Source organism: Anaeromassilibacillus senegalensis (genome assembly GCF_001261775.1).
GTDB lineage: Bacteria > Bacillota > Clostridia > Oscillospirales > Acutalibacteraceae > Anaeromassilibacillus > Anaeromassilibacillus senegalensis.
Map to the genome: position 1 here is coordinate 38,790 of NZ_LN868537.1, position 24,462 is coordinate 63,251.

Annotated in this window: 23 protein-coding genes and 2 tRNA genes; 21 read left to right on the forward strand and 4 right to left on the reverse strand. The window is 49.8% G+C overall.

Going from position 1 to position 24,462, the window contains the following annotated elements; genetic code table 11:
- Window positions 1-20 precede the first annotated feature (20 nt).
- The 10 genes from deoD (at window position 21) to eno (ending at window position 10,019) form a co-directional block, all read left to right on the forward strand.
- Window positions 21-734, forward strand: a complete 714-nt coding sequence (gene deoD, locus BN2106_RS05770; protein WP_050697647.1) for a purine-nucleoside phosphorylase — start codon at window positions 21-23, stop codon at window positions 732-734.
- Window positions 735-829: 95 nt separating this feature from the next.
- A complete protein-coding gene (locus BN2106_RS05775; protein ID WP_050697648.1) occupies window positions 830-1,915 on the forward strand; it encodes a BMP family ABC transporter substrate-binding protein in 1,086 nt (361 codons plus the stop codon).
- 215 nt (window positions 1,916-2,130) lie between these two features.
- Window positions 2,131-3,672, forward strand: a complete 1,542-nt coding sequence (locus BN2106_RS05780; protein ID WP_050697649.1) for an ABC transporter ATP-binding protein — start codon at window positions 2,131-2,133, stop codon at window positions 3,670-3,672.
- Window positions 3,656-4,783 (forward strand): ABC transporter permease, encoded by a 1,128-nt coding sequence (locus BN2106_RS05785; protein ID WP_050697650.1) that lies wholly within the window; start codon window positions 3,656-3,658, stop codon window positions 4,781-4,783. The genes BN2106_RS05780 and BN2106_RS05785 overlap by 17 nt, the downstream gene beginning before the upstream one ends.
- Complete coding sequence (locus tag BN2106_RS05790) at window positions 4,773-5,693, forward strand: ABC transporter permease (RefSeq protein ID WP_050697651.1); 921 nt, start codon at window positions 4,773-4,775, stop codon at window positions 5,691-5,693. Before BN2106_RS05785 ends, BN2106_RS05790 begins: the two co-directional genes overlap by 11 nt.
- A 36-nt stretch (window positions 5,694-5,729) precedes the next feature.
- Window positions 5,730-6,395, forward strand: a complete 666-nt coding sequence (gene deoC / locus BN2106_RS05795; RefSeq protein WP_050697652.1) for a deoxyribose-phosphate aldolase — start codon at window positions 5,730-5,732, stop codon at window positions 6,393-6,395.
- Window positions 6,396-6,436: 41 nt separating this feature from the next.
- On the forward strand, window positions 6,437-6,883 hold the full coding sequence (locus BN2106_RS05800; protein ID WP_050697653.1) for a cytidine deaminase: 447 nt from the start codon (window positions 6,437-6,439) through the stop codon (window positions 6,881-6,883).
- A complete protein-coding gene (locus BN2106_RS05805; protein ID WP_050697654.1) occupies window positions 6,870-8,201 on the forward strand; it encodes a pyrimidine-nucleoside phosphorylase in 1,332 nt (443 codons plus the stop codon). Before BN2106_RS05800 ends, BN2106_RS05805 begins: the two co-directional genes overlap by 14 nt.
- 220 nt (window positions 8,202-8,421) lie before the next feature.
- Complete coding sequence (locus BN2106_RS05810) at window positions 8,422-8,685, forward strand: DUF6514 family protein (RefSeq protein ID WP_050697655.1); 264 nt, start codon at window positions 8,422-8,424, stop codon at window positions 8,683-8,685.
- A 53-nt stretch (window positions 8,686-8,738) separates the two neighbouring features.
- On the forward strand, window positions 8,739-10,019 hold the full coding sequence (eno, locus tag BN2106_RS05815) for a phosphopyruvate hydratase (RefSeq protein ID WP_050697656.1): 1,281 nt from the start codon (window positions 8,739-8,741) through the stop codon (window positions 10,017-10,019).
- 50 nt (window positions 10,020-10,069) lie between these two features.
- On the opposite strand, the gene BN2106_RS05820 is transcribed toward eno, so the two are convergent.
- Window positions 10,070-10,615, reverse strand: coding sequence for a glutathione peroxidase (locus tag BN2106_RS05820; protein ID WP_050697657.1), 546 nt, complete (start codon window positions 10,613-10,615; stop codon window positions 10,070-10,072).
- Between the two features lie 295 nt (window positions 10,616-10,910).
- On the opposite strand from BN2106_RS05820, the gene BN2106_RS05825 reads away from it, so the two are divergent.
- The 11 genes from BN2106_RS05825 to BN2106_RS16995 all read left to right on the forward strand — a co-directional run bounded on the left by BN2106_RS05825 (window position 10,911) and on the right by BN2106_RS16995 (window position 20,596).
- On the forward strand, window positions 10,911-11,582 hold the full coding sequence (locus tag BN2106_RS05825; protein WP_050697658.1) for an RICIN domain-containing protein: 672 nt from the start codon (window positions 10,911-10,913) through the stop codon (window positions 11,580-11,582).
- Window positions 11,583-11,744: 162 nt separating this feature from the next.
- A complete protein-coding gene (locus BN2106_RS05830) occupies window positions 11,745-12,482 on the forward strand; it encodes a DUF2238 domain-containing protein (RefSeq protein WP_050697659.1) in 738 nt (245 codons plus the stop codon).
- A 140-nt stretch (window positions 12,483-12,622) separates the two neighbouring features.
- Complete coding sequence (gene sdaAB, locus BN2106_RS05835) at window positions 12,623-13,297, forward strand: L-serine ammonia-lyase, iron-sulfur-dependent subunit beta (protein ID WP_050698432.1); 675 nt, start codon at window positions 12,623-12,625, stop codon at window positions 13,295-13,297.
- Window positions 13,297-14,172, forward strand: coding sequence for an L-serine ammonia-lyase, iron-sulfur-dependent, subunit alpha (sdaAA, locus tag BN2106_RS05840; RefSeq protein ID WP_050697660.1), 876 nt, complete (start codon window positions 13,297-13,299; stop codon window positions 14,170-14,172). The genes sdaAB and sdaAA overlap by 1 nt, the downstream gene beginning before the upstream one ends.
- 161 nt (window positions 14,173-14,333) lie before the next feature.
- Window positions 14,334-15,341 carry an alpha/beta fold hydrolase gene (locus tag BN2106_RS05845; protein ID WP_050697661.1) on the forward strand — a complete coding sequence of 336 codons (1,008 nt, stop codon included), beginning with the start codon at window positions 14,334-14,336 and terminating at the stop codon, window positions 15,339-15,341.
- Window positions 15,342-15,564: 223 nt separating this feature from the next.
- Window positions 15,565-15,638, forward strand: a tRNA-Gln gene (locus BN2106_RS05850).
- Between the two features lies 1 nt (window position 15,639).
- Window positions 15,640-15,716, forward strand: a tRNA-Pro gene (locus BN2106_RS05855).
- A gap of 601 nt (window positions 15,717-16,317) precedes the next feature.
- A complete protein-coding gene (locus BN2106_RS05860) occupies window positions 16,318-18,573 on the forward strand; it encodes an ATP-binding cassette domain-containing protein (RefSeq protein ID WP_050697662.1) in 2,256 nt (751 codons plus the stop codon).
- A 76-nt stretch (window positions 18,574-18,649) separates the two neighbouring features.
- Window positions 18,650-19,267, forward strand: coding sequence for a type 1 glutamine amidotransferase family protein (locus BN2106_RS05865; protein ID WP_050697663.1), 618 nt, complete (start codon window positions 18,650-18,652; stop codon window positions 19,265-19,267).
- Window positions 19,268-19,363: 96 nt separating this feature from the next.
- Window positions 19,364-19,795, forward strand: a complete 432-nt coding sequence (locus tag BN2106_RS05870; RefSeq protein ID WP_050697664.1) for a pyridoxamine 5'-phosphate oxidase family protein — start codon at window positions 19,364-19,366, stop codon at window positions 19,793-19,795.
- Between the two features lie 51 nt (window positions 19,796-19,846).
- On the forward strand, window positions 19,847-20,596 hold the full coding sequence (locus BN2106_RS16995; RefSeq protein WP_456236313.1) for a DUF3781 domain-containing protein: 750 nt from the start codon (window positions 19,847-19,849) through the stop codon (window positions 20,594-20,596).
- Window positions 20,597-20,820: 224 nt separating this feature from the next.
- On the opposite strand, the gene BN2106_RS05880 is transcribed toward BN2106_RS16995, so the two are convergent.
- The 3 genes from BN2106_RS05880 to BN2106_RS05890 are packed head-to-tail and all read right to left on the reverse strand — an operon-like array spanning window position 20,821 to window position 24,417.
- Entirely contained in the window at window positions 20,821-21,507 is a 687-nt protein-coding gene (locus BN2106_RS05880) for an ABC transporter ATP-binding protein (protein WP_050697666.1), read from the reverse strand.
- A 22-nt stretch (window positions 21,508-21,529) separates the two neighbouring features.
- Window positions 21,530-24,004 carry an ABC transporter permease gene (locus BN2106_RS05885; RefSeq protein WP_050697667.1) on the reverse strand — a complete coding sequence of 825 codons (2,475 nt, stop codon included), beginning with the start codon at window positions 24,002-24,004 and terminating at the stop codon, window positions 21,530-21,532.
- Between the two features lie 8 nt (window positions 24,005-24,012).
- Window positions 24,013-24,417 carry an FMN-binding protein gene (locus tag BN2106_RS05890; RefSeq protein WP_050697668.1) on the reverse strand — a complete coding sequence of 135 codons (405 nt, stop codon included), beginning with the start codon at window positions 24,415-24,417 and terminating at the stop codon, window positions 24,013-24,015.
- Window positions 24,418-24,462 lie beyond the last annotated feature (45 nt).

The window sequence follows — 24,462 nt, forward strand, 5'->3', positions numbered from 1 at the left end:
GAAAGAACAGGAGCTTGCATATGGCTACAACACCAACGCCGCACAATGCGGCGAAACCAGGCGACCTTGCGAAAACCGTTCTGATGCCCGGCGACCCGCTCCGTGCAAAATTTATTGCGGAAACCTATTTGGAACATCCGGTATGCTTCAATACGGTGCGTAACATGCTCGGTTATACGGGCGAGTATCAGGGGAAACGTGTTTCCGTCATGGGGAGCGGTATGGGCATGCCTTCCATTGGCATCTATTCCTATGAGCTGTATCATTTTTACAATGTGGAAAATATTATCCGCATCGGCTCCGCGGGAGGGATAGCGGACGGCGTAAAAGTCCGCGACATCGTAGTTGGAATTGGCGCCTGCACCAATTCCAATTATGCCGCGCAGTATCATTTGCCGGGCCCATTTGCGCCGATTGCTGACTTCGATCTTGCGCAAAAGGCTGTACAGTATGCCAGAGAGCACGGAATTCACACAGTTGTCGGCAATGTGCTGTCCTCAGACACATTTTATGACGACGATGTCAACGCCTTGGCGGCTTGGAAAAAGATGGGCGTACTGGCGGTGGAGATGGAATCCGCCGCGCTCTACATGAACGCGGCGCGCGCGGGTAAAAAGGCGCTCTGCCTGTTGACAATTTCTGACTGCCCATTTACGGGAGAATCGCTTTCCGCCGAAGAACGGCAGACCAGTTTCCGCGATATGATGGAAATCGCACTGTCTATCTCTGAATAATCGGGCCGCGTCATGGGAACGAATGTGATATACCGCCTTTTTCTGCTGGTTTGCAGGGGATGGGCAAAAATCATAAAGTTTAGGAGATCGTTTCCATGAAAAAGATCGTTGCTTTTTTACTTGCAGGGACAATGGCATTCGCCATGACAGCCTGTGGCTCCGGGGAATCCTCCAGCGAAGGTGCTTCCCAAACTTCCTCCGGCTCAGTGGGAGAATCCAAACCGGAAAGCCGCCCGGCAAACGGTTTTAGAATTTGTATGGTGACCGATGCCGGCGGCGTAAACGACCAATCCTTTAATCAGTCTGCGTGGGAAGGCCTGCAAAAGCTGGAACAGGAGCAGGGTGCAAAGGTAAGCTATATTGAATCCAAGCAGGAAGCGGACTACGCGACCAACCTGGATAAGGCGGCCGACGACAATGCGGACCTGATCTGGGGTGTGGGCTTTGCCATGGCGGATGCCGTCACCGTCGCGGCGATAGCGAACCCGGACATTCACTATGCCATTGTGGATAATGCCTACGACGAGGCAACAATGCCCGAGAATATCACAGGCGTTATGTTCCGCGCACAGGAACCTTCTTTTATTGTCGGCTATATTGCGGCAAAGACCACAAAGACCAATCGGGTCGGTTTTGTAGGCGGCGTGACCAGCGACATTGTCGACCAGTTCCAATATGGTTATCAGGCGGGCGTCGCCTATGCGGCAATGGAGTTGAATAAGACCGTCACCGTCGATGTGCAGTATGCAGAAAGCTTTACCGATGCGTCCAAAGGCAAAGCCATTGCGTCCAAAATGTTCTCCGACGGCTGCGATATTGTGTTCCATGCGGCGGGCGGCGTTGGAGTCGGCGTAATTGAAGCGGCAAAGGATGCCAACAAGTTGGCAATCGGCGTAGACCGTGACCAGGCATATCTTGCGCCCAAGAATGTTCTGACGTCCGCTGTTAAACTGGTGAACGTCGCGGTAGAGTCGGTTTCCAAAGAGATAATCAGCGGCGAGAAAACCAGCGGCAAAACCTACACGTACGGGCTCACAGAGGGTGCGGTCGGGATCCCGGAGGACTACACGCTGATGGGAGAAAAGACGTACCAGGACGCGCTTAAAGTAGAAGAATTGATTAAAAGCGGCGATGTCATTCCACCTGCCAATGCGGAGGAATATACGCAGTTCATCGGATAAGCCGGGCCTGCGAACCGGATAAAGCGTTGTGGCGGCGGGCGAAAGCTGTTTCACAATGGACAGAATACGCAAAATTCGGCTGTCTTTGATTGTTTCCCTCCCACGCCTTTGGCAGGGGAGGGAAACAACTCTTATCCTGTCAATATTTTGCGTAAAACGTCCATTGTGATTTAGGACCGTTTTCTGCAACAGTGCATTGCGTGGGAGGGCGGAAGATGGAGATTAAAAAAGAATATGCGGTGCAGATGCACGGGATCACCAAGCGGTTCGGCAGCTTTTATGCGCTGGACGGAGTGAATCTGGACGTTGAAAAGGGAACCATTCATTCCCTCCTGGGTGAAAACGGCGCGGGGAAAAGCACGCTGATGAATATCCTGTACGGTTTGTATCAAGCCGACGAGGGCGAAATATACTTAAATGGGGAATTGGCTGCAATCAAAAACCCCAATATTGCGATATCGCATGGGATCGGCATGGTGCATCAGCATTTTATGCTGGTGGACAATTTTACAGTGACGCAGAATATTATTCTGGGAAAAGAGCCTGTTCGTGCGGGCGGAATTCTGGATATGAAAAAGGCCCGCGAGCATGTCCGGCGAATTGTGGAAAAGTATGGTTTGCAGGTTGATCCGGACGCTAAGATAGAAGATATTTCCGTCGGGATGCAGCAGCGTGTGGAGATTTTAAAGGCCTTGTACCGCGGCGCGGACCTGCTGATCCTGGATGAGCCAACCGCCGTTCTGACGCCGCAGGAAATCGATGAGCTGATTCGGATCATGCATAACCTGGTTGCGGATGGAAAAACGATTATTATCATTACGCATAAGTTGAAGGAGATCAAGGCGAGCTCAGATTTCTGTACGGTGATTCGCAGGGGCAAGGGGATCGGCACCGTTTCTGTGCAGGATGTAAGTGAAGAGGAGCTTGCGAGTAAAATGGTGGGGCGCTCTGTCCGGCTTGCGGTGGAAAAAACGCCGGCCCAGCCGGGGCATACCGCGCTTGAACTGGACCGCGTCACCGTTGCCGGGAGCCGCGGCGTGGATGCGGTAACGGAACTTTCTTTGCAGGTCCGCAAGGGAGAAATTGTCGGTATCGCCGGCGTGGACGGAAACGGACAAAAGGAGCTGGTGGAGGCAATTACCTGCCTGGCCAGATGCAAAAGCGGGATGATCCGGATAAACGGTGCAGAGGTGCAGAATACGACGCCGCGGAACGTGGTTGACCACAAAATTTCCACCATTCATGAAGACCGCCAGCGGCGCGGCCTGGTGTTGAATTTTACGGTGGCGGAAAATGCAGTATTGGAGAAATACCGGGAAAAACCATTCCAAAAACACGGCGTGCTGGACCGCGGTAGGATTCTCTCTTTTGCAAACGAATTAATACAGGAATATGATGTCCGCCCGGAGGATTGCGCGCAGCAGCCTGTGCGGGGGCTTTCCGGGGGTAACCAGCAAAAGGTGATCATCGCGCGGGAGGTTGCCAATGAACCGGATGTATTGATTGCCGTACAGCCGACGCGCGGCCTGGATGTGGGAGCGATCGAATATGTGCACCGCGCCCTGGTGCGGGAACGTGACAGGGGCAGGGCAATCCTTTTGATCTCTTTGGAACTGGATGAGGTGCTGCACGTCTCCGACCGAATCGCCGTGCTTTATAACGGACAAATCGTCGGAGAATTTCAGCAGGAGGAAGCCGACGAAAAGACGATTGGTCTGTTGATGGCGGGAGGGAAGCGGTATGCAGAAAACGGTTAAACTATTGAGAAAGCCCATCACCTCTACCGTCATTGCCATTCTATTTGGTTTTCTTGTAGCTTCAGTAGTTCTGCTGGCTGCCGGATACAATCCGGCGGAAGCTTTTGGCGCGCTGTTCAACGGTGTCTTTTCAAAGCCAAAGTATCTTTCAAATGTGATGATCAAAGCTGCGCCGATCACACTCACGGCGGTCAGTGTCGCGTTTGCCTATCGGGCGGGCCTCTTTAACATTGGGGCTGAGGGGCAGTATATTGTGGGGGCAATCGCCTCCACGCTGGTGGGGTACCTGCTGCATCTGCCCGCCATTTTGCAGGTCCCGCTGGTGATCCTGTCCGGTATGGCGGCGGGGGCGCTTTATGGCGGTCTGATCGGGCTGCTCAAAGCCCGGTTTGGCATCCATGAAGTGCTGACCAGCATTATGCTGAATTGGGTTGCCCTGTATCTTTCCAATTTTGTGGTGCAAAGTAAAACGTTTCACCAGCCGAACAGCACTGCGACTTATCCGGTTCAGCAGAGCAGCTATACGATGCTGCTGCCCAACTGGAAGTTATCGGATGAAGGGCTTGCGTTTTTGCGGCAGCACAAATGGCTTTCAGAAATTTTACTGAAAACGGACGTCAATTTTGGATTCCTGGCGGCGGTTGTTGCAGCGTTGCTGATCTGGTTTTTGCTGTATCGTTCCGTAAAGGGCTTTGAGTTCCGTGCGGTCGGTTCCAACCATGCAGCGGCGGAGCTTTCCGGTATCCCGGTGAAACGCAACATGGTTCAGGCCATGCTGATCGCGGGCGCGCTTTCCGGATTAGCGGCTGCCATGGTGATCACTGGGACCAATCCGCACCGCATATCCACGTTGGCCGCATTTGAAAACAACGGCTTCAACGGGTTATCGGTCGCATTTATTGCGGGAAGTTCCCCCATTGGCTGTATCTTCGCCGGCCTTCTGTTTGGCGGCCTGCTCTACGGTGGGCAGTCAATTCAGGCGGAGGTTGGTGCGCCGACGGAGGTTATCAATATCATGATCGGTACCATTGTCTTTTTTGTGGCGCTGACCAGAATTGTACCGGCGTTGGCGGACAGGCTGGAAAGGAGGGGGATTCGTCATGCTGAATGATCTTTCTCTGTTGATCGGCATTACGCTGATGTATTCTGCTCCACTGATTTTTGGCGCCCTGGGCGGCGTGATATCTGAGCGCGCCGGGGTGATCAACCTGGGAATTGAGGGAATGATGACCATCGGCGCGTTTGCCGGCGCGGCGGTGGGTTTCTATTCTCAAAACCCCTGGCTTGGCCTCTTGGCTGCTGGCGCGGCGGGCGGCGGTATGGCGCTTTTGCATGCGGTGGCTTCTGTCACATTCCATGCAGACCAGACCATTTCCGGCATCGCATTGAATTTAATCGGTCCCGGCCTGGCACTGTTTATTTGCCGATTGTATTTTGACGGTGCAACAATGACGCAGCCGGTTGCACATAAGTTACCTAAAATATTAGGAGATAATCAGTTTAATAGTGTAACACAGAATATCAATGTAGATGTGACGGTTCCCTTGGCTTTAGTTGCTATGCTGATTTTGTGGTTTGTTCTTTACAAGACCAAATGGGGCCTGCGCATCTGGGCAGTCGGAGAGCATCCGGCGGCAGCGGATACGATGGGAATTCATGTGCGCGGAACGAGATATATCTGCGTGATCCTCTCCGGTATTCTGGCTGGGTTTGGCGGCGCTTCCATGACGCTGGCGGTGATCCCGCAGTTTACGCCGGTGGCGATCAGCGGGCAGGGATTCATTGCGCTTGCAGCCGTCATTTTTGGCAAGTGGACACCGCACGGCGCGTACGGGGCTTGCCTTTTGTTTGGTTTTGCACAAGCGCTGACGGTATTTTTAGGCGGCGGCAAAGCGCCTGTTCCGTCTGAAATTCTTGCCATGCTGCCGTATCTGCTGACCATTTTGGTACTGGTCTTATTTGTAGGGCGGTCCGCAGCGCCAAAGGCGGACGGGGAACCGTATGAAAAGGGCGTGCGTTAATTAAATGTAAAAATGAGATCGAAAAGGAAGATGAAAATGGAACAGGAACAATTGCTTAAAATGGTAGACCACACGCTTTTGACGCAGACCGCCACCTGGGCGGAAATTCAGCAAATCTGTGACGATGCGATTTTGTATCACACGGCGTCCGTCTGTATTCCCGCAAGCTATGTCAAGCGCGTGAAGGAGTACGTGGGAGACCGCATGGCGGTTTGCACCGTTATCGGTTTTCCAAATGGTTACACAACAACGGCGGCAAAGGTTTTTGAAACAAAGGATGCGATTGCAAACGGTGCGGATGAGATCGATATGGTGGTAAACCTTGGATGGATCAGGGACGGCCTGTATGAGCAGCAGCTGGAAGAAATCCGGGAGCTCAAAGCGGCCTGTGGAAACCGGATTCTCAAGGTGATCATCGAGACGTGTTTGCTGACGGAACAGGAAAAAATATGTATGTGCCAGGTGGTGACGGAATCCGGCGCGGATTATATCAAGACATCCACAGGCTTTTCCACGGCAGGTGCGACCTTTGACGATGTGGCGTTGTTTCAGAAGCATGTTGGCCCTCCTGTAAAGATCAAGGCGGCGGGCGGCATCTCTTCCCTGGAAGATGCGGAGCGTTTTGCTGCATTGGGTGCGTCGCGGCTGGGAACAAGCCGGATCGTCAAACTGATCAAGAAGGAAGAAGCGCACGGCTATTGACTTAGCAAGATGCGTTTCTTTCTTTGGTAAGGAGTAATGGAATGGAACACAAAAAACTGGTGACGGCGGCGCTTGAAGCGCGTGAAAACGCGTACACGCCATATGCGAGGTTTCAGGTTGGAGCAGCGCTCCTGGGAAAATCAGGGAAGATTTATCCGGGCTGCAATGTGGAATGCGCGTCGTATTCTCCCACAAACTGTGCGGAGCGCACTGCATTTTTTCGGGCGGTCAGCGAGGGAGAGCGGTCCTTCACGGCCATTGCGATCGTGGGAGGACCGGAGGGAAAGCCCATTGAATCGCTGTGTCCGCCCTGCGGCGTGTGCCGCCAGGTTATGATGGAATTCTGTGATCCGGACACATTCCAAATACTATTGGCGGACAGCCCGGATCACTGGCAGGTACATACCCTTCGGGAGCTGCTTCCCTTGGGATTCGGGCCTGCGAATGTATTAGAGCGAAAGGAGGGAACATCTCATGAGAATGTATGACGTCATTGCGAAAAAGCGGGATGGCGCTGCACTTTCAGATGCGGAAATCCAATTCTTTGTGGATGGCTATGTAGCAGGCGACATTCCGGATTATCAGGCGAGTGCCCTGCTGATGGCCATTTATTTTCAAGGCATGACGCCGCGGGAGACCGCGGCCCTCACTCTGTGTATGGCGCGCTCTGGGGATATGGTGGACCTTTCCACGATCGACGGGATCAAGGTCGATAAACACAGCACCGGCGGCGTGGGGGATAAAACCACTTTGGTGATTGCGCCGATCGTTGCTTCATTGGGTGTACGTGTGGCGAAGATGAGCGGGCGCGGGCTGGGGCATACGGGCGGCACAATCGATAAAATGGAATCGATTCCGGGGCTGCGGACCGCACTGGATGAGCGGGCTTTTTTTGATATTGTGCGCAAGGTTGGTGTGAGCGTCGTCGGACAGACCGGCAACCTGGTTCCCGCAGATAAAAAATTGTATGCACTGCGGGATGTGACGGCGACTGTCAACAGCCTGCCGCTGATTGCGTCCAGCATTATGAGCAAAAAAATCGCGGCGGGTTCAGACCGTATCCTGCTGGACGTTAAAACGGGCAGCGGGGCGTTTATGAAGACTGTGGAGGACTCCATAGCACTGGCACAGGAAATGGTCTCTATCGGGAAGCAGGTGGGCAAAACCACCGTTGCCCTGATTACGGACATGGACCGTCCGCTCGGTTGTGCCATTGGCAATGCGCTGGAAATTCAGGAGGTTTGTGAAACCCTGCGGGGCCGGGGGCCGGCGGACCTGACGGAGGTTTGCCTGGCGCTTGCCTCCAATATGCTTTCGTTGGCTGGAAAAGGTGATTTGGACACCTGCCGGGCTCTGGCACAGCGTCAAATAGAGAACGGCGCGGCGTTTACCAAGCTGAAGGAAATGGTCGCGGCGCAGGGCGGAGATGTCACCGTGTTAGAGGATTTTGAAAAATTCCCCAAAGCGGCTGTTTGCCAGACTATTGCTGCACAGAAGAACGGTTATCTGTATGCGATCGATACGGAACGGTGTGGGATTGCCGCGGTAGAGCTTGGCGCGGGCAGGGAAAAGAAAGAAGATGCGATCGATTTCAGCGCGGGAATTGTGTTGCGGAAACAGATTGGAGAGCCCGTCCGGAAGGGGGAGCCAATTGCAGATTTTTATACCTCGGAACTGGAAAAAATCCATGCCGCGGAAGAATTATTCCAGGAATCTATATCAATAAAAGAAGAATTACCGCCGCAAAAGCCGCTGATTTACGCACGTGTGACTGCCGATAAGATAGAAAGAATAAAATCGTTGTAGAAAAATAAAGAAGTTCCTTGTGCAATTTGTAGAAATTCACAGGAACTTCTTTCTTTTATTTGATAGAATACGCTGTACATATTCCTTTAAATAGAGTCATATTTTCAGTCTGGTTTGTGAAGTGAAACAAAAAATTGAAAAAATGGCAAATGATGGTTGACTGTGCAAGCTTTATTGTTTATCATGACGATATATCATATCAGTTCAGGGAGGTATTTGAGTGAGTGGCTACAAGACGATATTAGAGCATTTTGAGCATCCTGAATTAGGCTGTTATGACTCTTATGGAATCTTGGGAGAATTTCCAGATCAGATGATAAAATTGAGCGACGTTTCTATTTGCAAAGAAAAAGTGGAGAAAGCGGTTGCTGTGTTAAATGCCTATCAGGTATCCTATTTGCATTTGATGGATATTATCTCAGATTTCTGTGGGACGGATGAACTCCTGGAGCTTTATGGCCAAATGATTGGTCAACGGGTTTAAAATGGCAGCATACGTGTAACAATAAAACATGAATTCTATTTGGAGGTGGAATCATGTTGGATTGTAGGATTGCAAAAGTCAGAGGCCGAGAAATTTTGGATTCCCGTGGGAATCCGACGGTGGAAGCGGAGGTTGTGTTGGTTTGCGGTGCATGCGGCAGAGCAAGTGTTCCCTCCGGTGCTTCAACGGGGATCTATGAGGCGCATGAACTGCGTGACGGTGAAAAGAAACGCTATGGCGGCAAAGGCGTTTTGAAAGCCGTGCGCAACATCAATGAAATCATTGCGCCGGCATTGGCAAGAATGGATGCGCTGCATCAAACGCTGTTGGATCGTAAACTGTTGGAATTGGACGGTACAAAGAACAAGTCAAAATTAGGGGCAAACGCCATTTTAGCCGTTTCGCTGGCAGCGGCACATGCGGCGGCAGAAGCGGCGTGCCTGCCGCTTTACAGCTATATCGGCGGCATGAAGGCACATAAGCTGCCCGTTCCAATGATGAATATTTTAAACGGCGGAGCGCATGCGACCAATAATATCGATATACAGGAATTTATGATTATGCCCGTCGGCGCAAAAAGCTTCCGGGAAGCGTTGCAATGGGGCAGCGAGATTTATCATATGCTGGGTCGTCTTCTCAAGGAGCATGGCCTTGCAACTGCGGTGGGAGACGAGGGCGGCTTTGCGCCGAATCTTTCCTCAGATGAAGAAGCGATTGAATGGATCATCCGGGCGGTGCAGGAAGCGGGCTATACCACCGAGGATATTAAGATTGCGCTTGATGCCGCAAGCAGCGAATGGTATCAGGACGGCGTTTACACCTTGCCCAAACGGGGAAAGACATTGACCAAAGAGGAACTGGCGGCATATTGGAACGCGTTGATTGATCGGTATCCCATTATCTCCATTGAAGACGGCCTGGGGGAGCAGGACTGGGAAGGCTGGACCATGCTGACAAAGTCCCTGCCGATTCAGCTGGTGGGGGACGACCTGTTTGTAACCAATGCGGAACGTTTGCGCGAAGGCATTGTAAAAAAGGCTGGAAACTCAATTTTGGTCAAGGTCAACCAGATTGGTACGCTGACGGAAACGCTGGACGCCATGGAAACAGCCCGTGCCGCGGGTTATACCGCCGTGGTATCGCACCGTTCGGGAGAGACGGAGGATACCACCATTGCAGACTTGGCGGTCGCGACAAACGCAGGGCAGATTAAAACAGGCGCCCCATGCCGTACGGACCGCGTGGCAAAGTATAACCGCCTGCTCCGTATTGAGGAAGAATTGGGAGAGGCTGCCTGTTACGCAGGAAGAGATGCTTTCCCGTTTAAAGTATAATAAAAAGCTGCTCCGCCGATGAAAATCACCGGCGGAGCAGCTTTAATCGTTTATAACAGCTTGCGAATGCAGTCTTCCACTTCCTTGAGGCCGGCGGTCGGCTCAAATCTGGCAACTACATTTCCGTTGCGGTCCACAAGGAATTTTGTGAAATTCCATTTGATATCCGGATTCTGTGCATAGTTAGGATCTTCCTTACTCAGGAGCTCCTCCAATACTTTAGTGAGCGAATGCTCCGGATGGAAGCCCTGGAAGGCCTTTTCATTGGTCAAATACCGGAAAAGCGGTTCGGTTTGCGGTCCTTTGACGTTTGTCTTTGCAAGCATGGGGAACGTTACACCGTAGTTGGACCGGCAATATTCCAATATCTTTTCATTGCTTTCCGGGTCCTGCTCATGGAATTGGTTGCAGGGAAATCCCATAATGACCAAGCCGTGATCCCGATACTTTTGGAACAATTTTTCCAGGTCTTCAAACTGCGGCGTAAAACCGCATTTGCTTGCAGTATTGACAATGAGCAGAATTTTACCCTTATAGTCAGAAAGAGCAAGCTCTTTCCCGTTCATCTGACGCACGTGGAAATCATAGACGTTCATTTGCACGCCTCCTTTCTCGTTTTATTATGGAGGAAAAAAGACGCAATATACGGGTTTGCCCGACGGAATCAGCACTGCTTTGCAGAAACAGCAGGGGCGTCGAGTCCAGGAAAAATGCGGATTTTTCGTTAAATTTCGTAGTGAATGTGTCTGGTTTTCATTTTGGTAACAATTGACTTTTGTCTTCTTTTCCAAAGATTGAATTGATGGAATTTGGCATCGTTGACTTTCGTTTGGTACGTGTTATAATAAATAACATAGAAAAATAAATTTCTGTGGCAAGGGAGCGTTGAACATGAGCGGACAAAAAAAGGAAGCTTTCTCCAATAAAATTTATACCATTGTTTCGAAGCAGAGCGGGAAAGTGTTGGAAGCGGAACTTGACGGTGAAAGCCGTAAGGTACAGATGAATCAGCAGACCGGTGCGGAGAACCAGCAGTGGCAGTTTATTGACGGGGGCGATCAGTATTATAAGCTGATGAACAAAGGCTCCGGCAAAGCACTGGACATTATGCTGGGCGGCTCTGAAAATGGCACATGGCTGCACCAGTGGGATGTGGTGGGATCCGACAGCCAGCTGTGGTTTGTGGAAGCAGCCGCGGAGGGTTGTTATAAAATTAAATCCAAGGTTTCCGGCAAATGCGTAGACGTTGTAGGCATGTCCCAGGAGAACGGTGCAAATGTGCAGATTTGGGAAGACCTCAACGGCGACAACCAGCAGTGGAAGCTGATTGAGATTGCAGCAGAAACGCCTGTGGCGGCTGAGCCGGAAGAAACGGCCATCGTTGTGGAAGCGCCCAAGGAAGTCGTTAAGGCGGAGCCGAAAAAGACGACCAGAGCAGCCAGGACAAAAGCGGCCGCGGAGAAGAAAGTGGAAACAACGGCGGTAACGGCCGATGAAACGCCGGCGGAGAAACCGGCTGCAAAAAGAGCGCCGAGAAAAAGAACGCCCAAAGCGAAGAAATAATTTTTGGCGGATACAGGCCCATAGATGGGAAATCCATCTATGGGCCTTTTGCTTTTATGTAATGCTTCTCATAATGCAGGTAAGACGCGGACAAATGTGATAAAATGGGAATATTTCCGGTTAAGCTTGTTTAAAATGGTAAAAATGGATAGGAGGAGTTTTATGAACCCAAAGAAATGGAACTGGAGCCGGTTGATTACCGTTTTTGTGTTTTTAACACTGCTGGTTTCTGCTGTTTTTGTCGCAATTCGCTTGGTGGTTGCGCCGGCACATCCGGAGGAAGGCAGTTTTGGACGCCTGAAAAGCGACTATATCCTGATGTTTGCACAGTGTATTCTTGGCATGGTTGTGATGGTTCTCCCGGGCGTCATTTCTAAAAAGCTGAAAATTGAAATACCGTCCGGTATGATGATTTTATTTGTAATCTTTTTGTACTGCGCAATTTATTTGGGAGAAGTCAAAAGTTTTTACTATAACATCCGCTCCTGGGATACGGTTCTGCACTGGTTCAGCGGCGCGATGATCGGTGCCCTTGGCTTTTCGTTTGTGGCGCTGTTTAACAATGCGGAGAAAATTCCTGTCAATTTAAGCCCGTTCTTTGTGGCGGCGTTTGCCTTCTGCTTTGCAGTGACGCTGGGCGTGTTCTGGGAGTTCTATGAGTTTACGTTCGATGGACTTTTGGGATTAAATATGCAAAAGTTTGCATTGGAGGATGGAACCCAACTTGCGGGCCGTGCTGCATTGATGGATACCATGAAGGACCTGGTGGTCGATGCGGTGGGGGCGATGGCGGCGAGTATGATCGGCTATATTTCATTAAAGTATAAAAAAGGCTGGATTGAAAAATTTCAAATTACCCGGAAAAGACATCAGGAAAACAAAGAACATCGTGCATCATAGCAATGTGGCCGTGTGCAGTGCGGAGAAGCGCTGTACACGGCTTTTTTATATGATAAAAGGATGGCTTGTGATTATAGTGAAAAAAGAATAGAATAATACTATCAATAAATCGGGTTATCGGGAAAAGGTTGGTGAAGGCATTGCGTATTTTTGACATTTTAGGCCCCGTTATGGTTGGGCCGTCCAGTTCGCATACGGCAGGTGCGGTCCGCATCGGTTATATCACGCGGGAATTGCTGGGCGAAGAGCCAACCAGAATAGAAATGCTGCTTCATGGTTCCTTTGCGGAAACCGGGCAGGGGCATGGTACAGATCGCGCGTTGGTTGCGGGGCTGTTGGGAATGCAGCCGGATGATATGCGAATTCCGGAGAGTCTACAGCTGGCAAAGGAGAAAGGAATTCTTGTTAAACAGGGAACGGTCCAATTAAGGGATGTACACCCCAATACCGTTTTGCTGCGTGTGGCGGGTTTGACAGGAAAGGGGTTGGAGGTAATTGCGTCTTCCCTGGGGGGAGGGCGGATCCAGGTTTGCCGAATTGACGGCCTGGAGACCAATTTTAGCGGAGAGCGTCCGACGTTGGTGGTGCACAACCTGGACCAGCCGGGACATGTCGCAGAGGTGACCGGACTGCTGGCGGCTGAAGGCGTGAATATCTCTTCCATGCACCTGTCCCGCGATGTCCGCGTAGGGTATGCGGTGATGGTGTTGGAGACGGACCAACCGATCCCCCAACCGCTTTTAACGGCTTTGCGCAAGTTAGATGGCATTTTAAAAGTGACCTGCATTAACATTGGAACAGAGGAGGCGTTATAATGGCGTTTAAGTCCGTAATGGAGTTGCTGAATTTTGCGGAAGAGCAAAACAAACCGCTTTGGAGAGTTGTACTGGAAGAGGATTTGCGGGAGGGAAACATGGAGGAAAAAGATTCCCTGCGGCAAATGCAGAAAATGTGGCGTGCCATGTGCAAGGCAGACGAAGGCTACTGCGCTTCAGAGCGCTCTTCCAGCGGATTAGTAGGTGGTGACGGCGGAAAGATGCAAACTGCGGTGCAGAAGAACCAGACGGTCTGCGGCGCCTTTATGGGCAGCGTAATCGCCCGCGCACTGAAAATGGGGGAATGCAATGCCTGTATGAAACGGATTGTAGCCGCGCCAACGGCCGGGTCCTGCGGTGTGATTCCAGCGGTGCTGATCACCTATCAAGAGCACTTTGGTGCATCGGAGGAAGAGATGATCTATGCGTTGTATGTCTCCGCGGGGTTTGGACAGGTAATTGCCTCCCGTGCCAGCATTGCGGGCGCGCAGGGAGGATGCCAGGCGGAGGTTGGTTCCGCTTCTGCAATGGCGGGTGCGGCACTGGTGGTTCTCCGAAAGGGAACGCCGGAGATGGCAGCGCACGCATTTTCCATGGCGTTAAAGAATCTTTTGGGACTGGTCTGTGATCCGGTTGCCGGATTGGTGGAGGTTCCCTGCGTCAAGCGCAATGTGATCGGTGCGGTAAATGCCCTGGCAAGTGCCGATATGGCTCTGGCAGGCGTAGAAAGCCGCATCCCGCCGGACGAAGTGGTGGATGCTATGCGTGCGGTGGGAGACAGTATGCCTCTTTCATTAAAGGAAACCGGACTGGGCGGACTTGCTGCAACACCGACCGGGAAACAAATTGCCTGTCGCTTAAAAAACAACATTTAAAATAAGTCTCGGCCGGCAATTATCAATCTGTACATCTGCATGATACAGAGCAACAACAGGGAATTTGTTGGAGGAGACAGAAAAAGGAAAGTTCCTTGACAATTTTCTCTATAAATGGTAGTGTAAATTACAACATGTTTACATGATAAGGAGATGGGTTTATGAAATTAAAGCGTATGGCGTGGATTGTGGCTTGTGCCATACTTTGTGCTTCCCTGGCGGCCTGCGGCACAAATGTACAGCCCGGCGTGTCTTCCCCCTCTAATTCTGAAGTAGTGGATCACAAAACGCCGCAGAGTGGAGATTGGTCCACAATCATGCAGGTCGATTGGAAAGAAAACAGCGTAAAATTGGATACCGGCATCAATATGACATATCTGGTGTGCGGACCGGAGGACGGCGTTCCGGTCCTTTTGATCCATGGCGCGACCGACAGCCGTATTTCCTGGTCTCAGGTTGCTCCGGAGCTGGCAAAGGACGGATATCGCTGCTATATTCCGGAGCTGAGAGGCCATGGCAAAACGGACAAGCCAGAGGCGGGCGAAAAAGGGTACACAGTGGATCAGCATTGCGGCGACATTCTGAGTCTGCTCGATAAAATCGGGTTGGATGAAGTGGTGCCGGTCGGACATTCCTTGGGGTCACTTATTACCCAAGAGCTTTTATTGACGGAGCCAGAAAAATTCCCGAAAGGCGTTTTAATTTCTTCCAGTGCCAAAATCGTGAACAATCCCACATTGGATTGGATTTTACAGGGGGACGGAACGGACTTCCTGGGGGTACGCGGATATGACGAAGCGCAGGAAATTCCGGATGATTTTATTAAATCCTGGACTGAAACCACCAATGAAGATGCCAATTTTAAGAGTGCATTGTATGCGCACGCAAAATCGTTGCCTTATATGGATTGGTATAATATTTTTAATGGCTGCAACGGCTTGGACAACACACAGCGGCTGGCGGCGGTTACCTGCCCTGTAGATATCATTTGGGGCACGGAGGATGTCTTCTTTATGCAGGAGGATGAAGAACTTCTAAAGCAGTCTTTGAGCAATGCAAAAGTGGAGTTTTGCCAAATTGACGGCGCTTCCCATAATATTCACTGGGATGGGAAATCAACTTGTGATGCAGTTGCAAAGGAAATTAAGCGCTTTATAAGCGAAACGTAATCTTTAAAGGATGCAAAGGAATGTTATCTTTCGTTTGAACGGGATCTGTCGAAAGCCTTTGCATCCTTTATCTTTACTCCAAAGTAATATAAAAGAAACTTCATAAAAATCCCAACTTTTTTAAAAAAAGGCTTGCAATTTGTGAAGACTTATCATATAATAACTAAGGCGCTCCGATGAGGGCTTGAAAAAGTTCCAACAAAGCGCTGATTTAATTGAATGTTGCGGAATTGTGTAATGGTAGCACGGCAGACTCTGACTCTGTTTGTGAGGGTTCAAATCCTTCTTCCGCAGCCATCGAGGTGTGGCTCAGCTTGGTAGAGCGCTACGTTCGGGACGTAGAGGCCGGAGGTTCGAATCCTCTCACCTCGACCAGATGAAAACCCTGAAAACTGGCTTGTATGCTGGTTTTCGGGTTTTTTGTTTATGGATTTATATTTCATCATTTATTTTATTTTGATCCATATCTAACAAATGTCTAACAAACTTGTTTTTAAACTCTTTTAAAATTGGCTGTAGAACTTTATGCTCGGAAACTATCGCATTTCTGTTTTGTCCAGGTGCTTATTTGGATATTGAAAATACAGTAAACAAAAGCACAATGCAGGCAGGCGGTAACGCTGCCGGCATTGTGCTTTTTGTTTGATAGTAAAATATATTTTAAATCAATAGCACCTTGCGCCTGTTTTCATTAAAGGTCTCCGGTGGTCCGGTTCCTCTATCTATTTGGTGGCCAAGACGCAAGCATGTACGGAAGTCAGCAAAAAATGTCATGAATATAATGATAGAATCCTGTAAAATGAGACGTATTGCCGCAAATAGCAGATGAAGAAAACCTTGTTTAAAAGGCAAAAGACGTACTGCCATAAGTAAGAAACAGATAGATCCGTTTCATAGGGAACGATCATGCTCCGGTGATTATAACGGCATTACTTATGGCATGATAGAAAAAGAAAGCGAAAAGAGGTATGGACAAATGGCTGATATTCTTGTACAGGGGTTGACCCAGAACAATTTAAAACACGTCACGTTCCAAATTCCAAAAGAAAAAATCACTGTGTTTACCGGAGTATCCGGTTCCGGAAAATCCAGTATTGTGTTTGATACAATTGCGGCAGAATCACAGCGGCAGATGAACGCTACCTACCCGGCGTTTGTGCGGTCGAGGCTGCCTAAGTATCCCAAACCGGCCGTGGAACGAATCGACAATTTGACTGCGTCTGTTGTGGTGGATCAATCTCCGCTGGGCGGGAATGCCCGCTCTACAGTGGGAACCATCAGCGGCTTGTATTCGAGTCTGCGGCTGCTGTTTTCAAGAATCGGACAGCCTTATGCAGGCACAGCGTCCTATTTCTCTTTTAACGACCCCAACGGGATGTGTAAAACCTGTTCCGGCCTTGGAAAAGTCACAAAGGTTGATGTGGAGGCCATATTGGATCTCAATAAATCCTGGAACGAGGGCTGCGTGAAGGATTCTTTATACCGCCCTGGCGCCTGGTATTGGAAGCAGTACGCGCAGTCCGGTCTGTTCGATTTGGACAAGCCAGTCAAAGAGTATACCAGTGAAGAATACAATCTGCTTCTATACGGGTCCCGGGACGGCAAAGGGGCGCCGGAAAATCCAAAAGTAACCGGCTTGTTTCATAAATACACAAAAACACTTTTGAACCGGGATGTCAGCAAAAAAAGTAAACACACACAAGAGAAATCTCAAAATCTGATTACGGAGATGGAATGTGCAGACTGCCATGGAAAGCGGCTGAATGAGGCGGCTTTGAGCTGCAAAATAGGCGGCTATTCCATCGCAGATATGTGCGGGATGGAGCTGACACAGCTTCGTGAAGTCTTGTCGCAAATATACAATCCAACAGTGGAGGTTTTACTATATACTCTGATAGAGGGATTGGACAGAATGATCGAGATCGGTCTGCCATACCTGCATTTCAATCGGGATACGCCGTCTCTGTCCGGCGGAGAGGCGCAGCGGCTGAAGCTGGTTCGGTACATGGGCAGCAGCCTGACCGGGCTGACCTATATCTTTGATGAACCCAGCGCCGGGATGCACCCCCGCGACGTTTACCGTATGAATAACCTGCTCAGGCAGCTTCGTGACAAGGGGAATACGGTACTTGTGGTAGAGCATGACAAGGATGTCATATCCATTGCGGACCATGTCATTGATGTGGGTCCGCAGGCGGGACAAAATGGCGGAAAGATTGTTTTTGCAGGCAGCTACCCGGAGCTGCTCCAAGCCGACACCTTGACGGGAAAGGCAATGCTCCAGTCCTTGCCGGTGAAACAAACGCCCCGCCGGCCGGTGGGAAGCTTGCCGGTTCGGGATGCCTGTCTTCACAACTTGAAGCACGTGGACGTAGATATTCCGTTAGGCATCATGACGGTTGTAACCGGTGTAGCCGGTTCGGGAAAGAGCACCTTGATTTCCAAGGTGTTTGCCAAGCAGTATGAGAGTGATATTGTGATGATCGATCAGGGGCCGATCACGGCAACGAATCGCTCCACCCCGGCATCCTATCTCGGCTTTTTTGATGAGATACGTAAGCTGCTGGCGCAAGAAAGCGGCAAGCCGGACGGTCTATTCAGCTTTAACTCTACAGGCGCCTGTCCGGTGTGTGGCGGAAAGGGCGTGATTGTGACGGAGCTTGCATTTATGGATCCAATTGTTACAGAGTGTGAAGCCTGCGGCGGCGTGCGGTACAATCAGGAGGCGCTTGCCTGTACCTACAAAGGGAAGAACATTGTCGAGCTGCTGGGCCTGACTGCGTCGCAGGCGATGGAAGTGTTTGAGGATGCCAAAATCAGGAAGCATCTGAAGGTGATGCAGCAGGTGGGATTGTCCTACCTGACCTTGGGCCAGCCGCTCAGTACGTTATCCGGTGGTGAGCGCCAGAGAATTAAGTTGGCAAAGAATCTGGGAAAAAAGGGTAGCATTATTGTGATGGACGAGCCGACCACAGGCTTGCACATGTCCGATATTCAAAATCTGCTCAATTTGTTTGACATGATTGTATCCCGCGGGAACACTTTGGTGGTGATTGAGCACAATCTGGACGTGATGAAACAGGCGGACTGGATCATCGATATTGGCCCCGATGGAGGGAAAAATGGTGGCGAAGTGGTATTTGTCGGAACACCGATGGAGATGGTGCGCGGCGCAGATACACTGACTGCGAAAAGTTTGCGGGTCTCCTGCAGACATGAGGCAGAGCAGTGAACAAATTGACAGGAAGCGGTAAGAGAAAGGAAATCTCACTGTTCTGGCAGACGAAATCATATGGGGAGGAGTTTATATGAAAAAAAGCATTTTATTTATGGTGTTAGACCAATATGCAGATTGGGAGGCGGCTTATTTGTCCTCTGCCCTCTATATGTTAGGACAGGGAAAATATGAGGTCAAAACCGTGTCTTTAACGCAGAAGCCGGTTCGTTCGATCGGTGGTTTTCATGTGTTGCCTGATCTTGCAATTGATTCGGTTCCCGCCGATTATGAAGCGTTGATTTTGATTGGCGGGATGTCGTGGAGAAATGAGGCGGCCCGGAAAGTCAAACCGGTTGTAGAGCAATGCCTGGCGGCTGGAAAAGTTTTAGGCGGCATTTGCGATGCCGCAGCATTCCTGGGTACAATAGGTGTTCTGAACGATGTGCATCATACGAGTAACGATTTGAACGACTTAAAACAATGGGCGGGCGCAGCATATACGGGTGAAAAGAACTATGTGATGAAACAGGCCGTAAGCGATCATAATATTATCACGGCAAATGGTACGGCTTCGCTGGAATTTGCCAAAGAAGTGCTGCTGGCTTTGCAGGCGGCGCCGGAAAATAAAATTACGGAATGGTATCAATTCCATAAACTTGGCTGTTATGAAGCCGCGATGCCAGAGGATGCAACCAACTGGAATGCCTGAGTTTTTCAGTATAGCGGAAGAAATTTACATACTGTAAAAACATATTAGGCGGAACGATTTAACGGACAGATCAAAATTTGAAGGGGGAACAGGTAAATGATGCGTGATGCTGATAAAACCATAGGCGATCTGATTGACAAACAAAGTGTTTCCTTTATTGCTTCCATTTCAGAGGATGGATTCCCCAATATGAAAGCAATGCTTCCACCCCGTAAACGGATTGGGATAAAAACATTTTATTTTACAACCAATACATCATCCATGCGGGTAGCGCAATATCGGAATAATCCCAATGCAAGTATTTACTTTTGCGATAAACGTTTCTTCAGGGGTGTTATGCTGGTTGGACATATGGAGGTATTGGAGGATCCATCCAGCAAAGAAATGATCTGGCAAGAAGGCGACACCATGTACTACCCGGAGGGAGTGACCGACCCGGATTATTGTGTGTTAAAGTTTGTCGCACACAGCGGGCGCTATTATGAAAACTTTCAATCGATAACATTTAAAATAAATGAAGCGTTGTAGTTCCAATCGGTTTTGAAAGGTACTGTGCAGACAGCAGGGGGTTCATGCAGGATGAGTGAACATAGCGAATTGCTGAAACATATTGACCAATTACACACGACGAAATTAGGCGTCGGACGAATCAAACGGAATCTCTCTTTGAATACGGAAGATGTGATCGCATGGTGCAAAGTGAAAATTGGTTCCGATGATGCTGTTGTGACGAGAAAAGGTAAAAACTGGTATGTAAATGTGGATGGATGCATGATAACAATCAATGTGTACAGCGATACCGTTATTACGGCCCATAAGATAAACGATCAATTGAAACGACCAGGAGGAGTACCAATGAGTGAAAAATATACGTTCCATGATTTTTTAAATGCCGTCGATGCTGAAAATCAAAAGTTTGTAAGTGATCTGCATAATGAATTGACAGGGCTCGGCTGCAAAATAGAGGTGAAGCTTGCAAAGAGCGGCTATGTCGTATCCTACAGCCTGAATAAAAAGACCATCGCCAACTATGTGTTTCGCAAAAAGGGGCTGATCGCCCGCATATACGCAAATCACATTGTTCAATATATGGAGATTTTAGATACGCTGCCCGATGGGATGGTGCGAACCATTCAGGAAGCGCCTGTTTGCAAGCGGCTGGTGGATCCGTCCACCTGCAACCAGAGATGTTCGATGGGCTATGATTTTATTTTGAAGGGCGAGCGTATGCAAAAATGCCGTAACGGCGCATTTATGTTTTTACTCAGCGAAGAGAACAAGCCTTTTATAAAAGCCCTGTTATTAAATGAGGCAAAAGCATCGGTCTGAGAAATACAGGGAAGGAACAAAGAGACTGGTTCCATAGAAAGTCTTAGCAGATAAGTCCTTCCACAATGTCTGCAATAATAGAAAACACCGATTATGTACAAGTTTGAGGCGGTGAGGTTATGACCTAAAAGGTCTCGCCTCGCCGCCTCTTTTTATGAATGAACGGTCTGTTATCGCTTGGAAAAGGTCAACGGCGCTGAAAAAATGTGAGAAAGCGTTGCCTCTCAAATGATGCAGCCGTCTTGCACCGTGATGATGCGGCTGCTGCATTCCGCTGCCTCTGGGGAGTGTGTCACCATGATAATGGTCTGTCCGCTGCTCTGGTTGATCTCCTGTAACAGGCTCATAATTTCCGCCCCGGTTTTGCTGTCCAGGTTTCCGGTCGGTTCGTCTGCAAATAAAATTTCAGGGTTGCCGATTAAAGCGCGGGCGATAGCCACGCGTTGCTGCTGCCCACCCGACAATTCGCGGGGCGTATGCTTTCGCCGGTCGGACAGGCCTACCATCTCCAGAATATGGTGCAGCTGTTTTTTGTAGCTTCCCATCTTCTTACCGTCCAGAAGCAGCGGAAGCATCACATTTTCTTCCACATTCAGGTTGGGAATCAGGTTGTAAAACTGAAACACAAACCCGATTTTCTGCCTCCTGAGCCGGCTCATTTTTTCATCCCCAAAACGGGAAATATCGGTGCCGTTCAGCAGGACTTGCCCGCTGGTCGGAACATCCAATCCGCCGAGGATGTAAAGCAGCGTGCTTTTCCCGGAGCCGGACGGTCCCATAATGGAAACGAACTCGCCCCGTGCCACTTGCAGCGACAGGTCTTTTAATACCTTTGTCGTTGTGCTGCCAATCTGGAAATCCTTTACAATATGCTTGCCCTCAACGGCAATCTTGCCAACGTTTTGTTTCATTTGAAATCTCCAATCCTGTTGTTCACTCAAATTTAATCTCTTCTACCAGCTTCATTTTCCGGCCTTTGATGATTGGGACAATGGAACCAAGCAGGGTTACTGCAATCCCCATGCAGCCAGCGGTCAGGAAAGCAGCGGCGTCTAGATCCGGTACCATTGAAATCTTGGGGCCTGCTACAAGGAAAATCGTCTGAATCTCCATGTAGGAAACAAAGATTGCCGCAATGGCGCCCATGAGTCCGGAAGAAAAGCCCTCGATCAGCGTCATTTTAGTGTTTTGACGGTTGCTGAGTCCCACAGATTTATACATAGCGGTGTTGCGCCTTTTTTGTATGTAGTTAATAAGGAGGTTATTGATTACGCCCACGGCTGCCAATAGAAGGATGAGATAGGTCAGGCTGTGCATCGGCTGCAAAAAGGCGCCCACGGTAGCAAGCGCATCGTTGTTAAACTCCTCTACAGTCCGGCTCCAATTTGGTGTTTCACCAAAAAGATCGCGGATTTGCACAATGATGGCGTCCGGGTCCGCTGCGGTATAAGCAAGGAACGCATAAGCCGAAGCGCCAAAGTCAGACACAGTGAAAGAGGAAGAAATAACTGCCTCTACGTCTGTGGCGCGTGATTTGAAGCTGCCAACCACCAGATAGTCGTGTTGCGTTGTCCCGTTGGAAAGGGACAGGCTATCTCCAACGGAAAAGCCGGTCCGCGCCATGCAATCTTCACTCAACAGAATACTTCTCTCCTTATAAAAGGCAGGCGCCGCCTGTTCGATCATTCCTTTTTCAGTCTCGTGCAGCGCGAACATGGAACGGTACCAGTCCAGATGATCGGTTCCCTCCAAACGGCTCAATGTTATACCATTTGCCTGTATCTGATTTTTGTAAACGTGGAGAGGCAGCACCTTTTCAATGCCCTCCATATTCTTTACCTGCTCCACAAATGTCGGTTCCATCTTTCCGTCAGCAAAGCCTTCCAGTTCTGCGCCTTTGAATACGTCGCTTACGTAGGTGGTGACAAAGCTGCCCACAACGGTGATTGCGATGACAGCCGAGATACTGATAAAAAGCAGCGTAATATTCTGCTGCACGTTTTTGTTGTCCCGCATATTCCGGGCGGCAAGCCGCCCTTCATTCCCAAAGAATCTCCCGTAAAGGCGTTCCAGTCCCATGGAAAGCAAATTGGTCAACAGGGGAATTATCAAAATGGTTGCGGCGATCAATCCCAGCAGGGAGAACCCTCCTGCCAAATACAACATATTTCCAACAGCTAATTTGGGAAGGACAACGGAAGCAGCAAACAACACGATGCCAAGGAGCATGATGAAGCCCCAGGAATGGCGCTTTTCTTCCACAGTTCCGAATATAACATCTTTGATCGGCAGACCGCTTGCCCGACGCACTGGGAACCATGCGGAAAACAGCGATACAGTAACCGCTATGACAAAAGAAAAAAGAATGCTGAATGGGGAAATTACAACAGGAATTTCAATCCCCTGTGATAGGGATTGTCCCATTCCCTGCAAGATCAGTTTTAAAGCCAATATGCCTACAGGGATTCCAATCAGCCCGCCCATGCCGCCGTAGAAAAAGCTTTCGAGCAGAAGGATGCGGGTGACAGCCTTTTGCGTCGCGCCAATGCTGCGAAATGTACCGATGACCGGAAGACGGTCTAAGGTGATGACTTTGTAGCTGCTATAAATGATGAAGATACTCATGGTCAACGCGAAGAAACTGATCAGGAAAAAGGGCATGGATTTTTGCCTTGCATCCGCCGCAATCTGCGCCTCATTGACCACTTCAGATACCTTGTAATCCCCATCCGGCAATGCCTCTTCCAATGCTTTTTTTAACGCATTCGTGGACGTTCCCGCGGCAGGCTCAATCAGGATTTTACTGTATCCGTCCGTCTGCCCTAAAATCCCGGCCAGTGTGGAAGGGGGGAGAAGGGCGTTTGCGCCTCTTGTATGCCGTAGGAAGACCGTATCATAGGCGGCAGTTGCCGCTACCTGCAGGCGGATAGGAGTTCCGCCGAGCTGCAGGGCGATGGTGTCACCCGCATTTATATGATACTTTGAGGTGAAACGGTCCGGTAAAATGATTTGATTGCCGGAGAAATTGTCCAGTGTTCCACCGTCAATCAGTCTGGGAGGATTAATCTGTTTGAGCTGTGCTAAGTCTGCCGCAATCAGGTCAATGCTCTCACAGTAACCATTTTCGTGGTAAAGCGCAGTCCCCTCCAAAATGCCGACCCTTGTTTGGATAGAAGGCAGATTGGGAAGTACATCCAATTTGATGCTGCCCTTTGCTGCCGTCACGGAAATCGTTGCACTTCCGGCCATACCGCGGGCCATTTTTCGCTGGGCGCTTTCGTAAGATGCACTGATGGAAAACGATACAAACAGAAGTGTGGTGGACAGCAAAATGGACAGCAGCATGACGGCTGTGCGCGTTTTTCGCTCTTTTACATTTGTTAAAATGTACTTTAAAATGATTTTCATCGTGTTACCTACTTTCTATCGGACGGCGTTTCAGCGTGAACCAATGCGTTTTCAATTGCCTTTAAAACGGTATCGCTGGTGAGCGTTGCCCCGGTTATGGCGTCAATCTCCAATGATTGCGCAGAGCACACAGCCCCCGCGATTCGTTCCGCCGGTACCCTGTAAGAGGCTTTGTGCTCCACAATTTCAACATCGGTTATTTTATGATCTTGCACTTGCACCTTAACAACGGCAAACAGTATCTTGTTTTGACAGACGCCGATATAATCCCCGTCCTGAATCGTGTGGAGATCGATTGTGCCAATTTCCAACCGTTGCGGACGCAGCAGGAGCGCCGTTATGGCGAACCCGGCGCACAAAGCGACTGCTGCGGTAAGCAGATACAATCGCATTTTTACCCATTTTCCTTTCACTGTCCCCCCCCTATGCAAAGAAAAAGGTTGGTAAACCATCCCTGT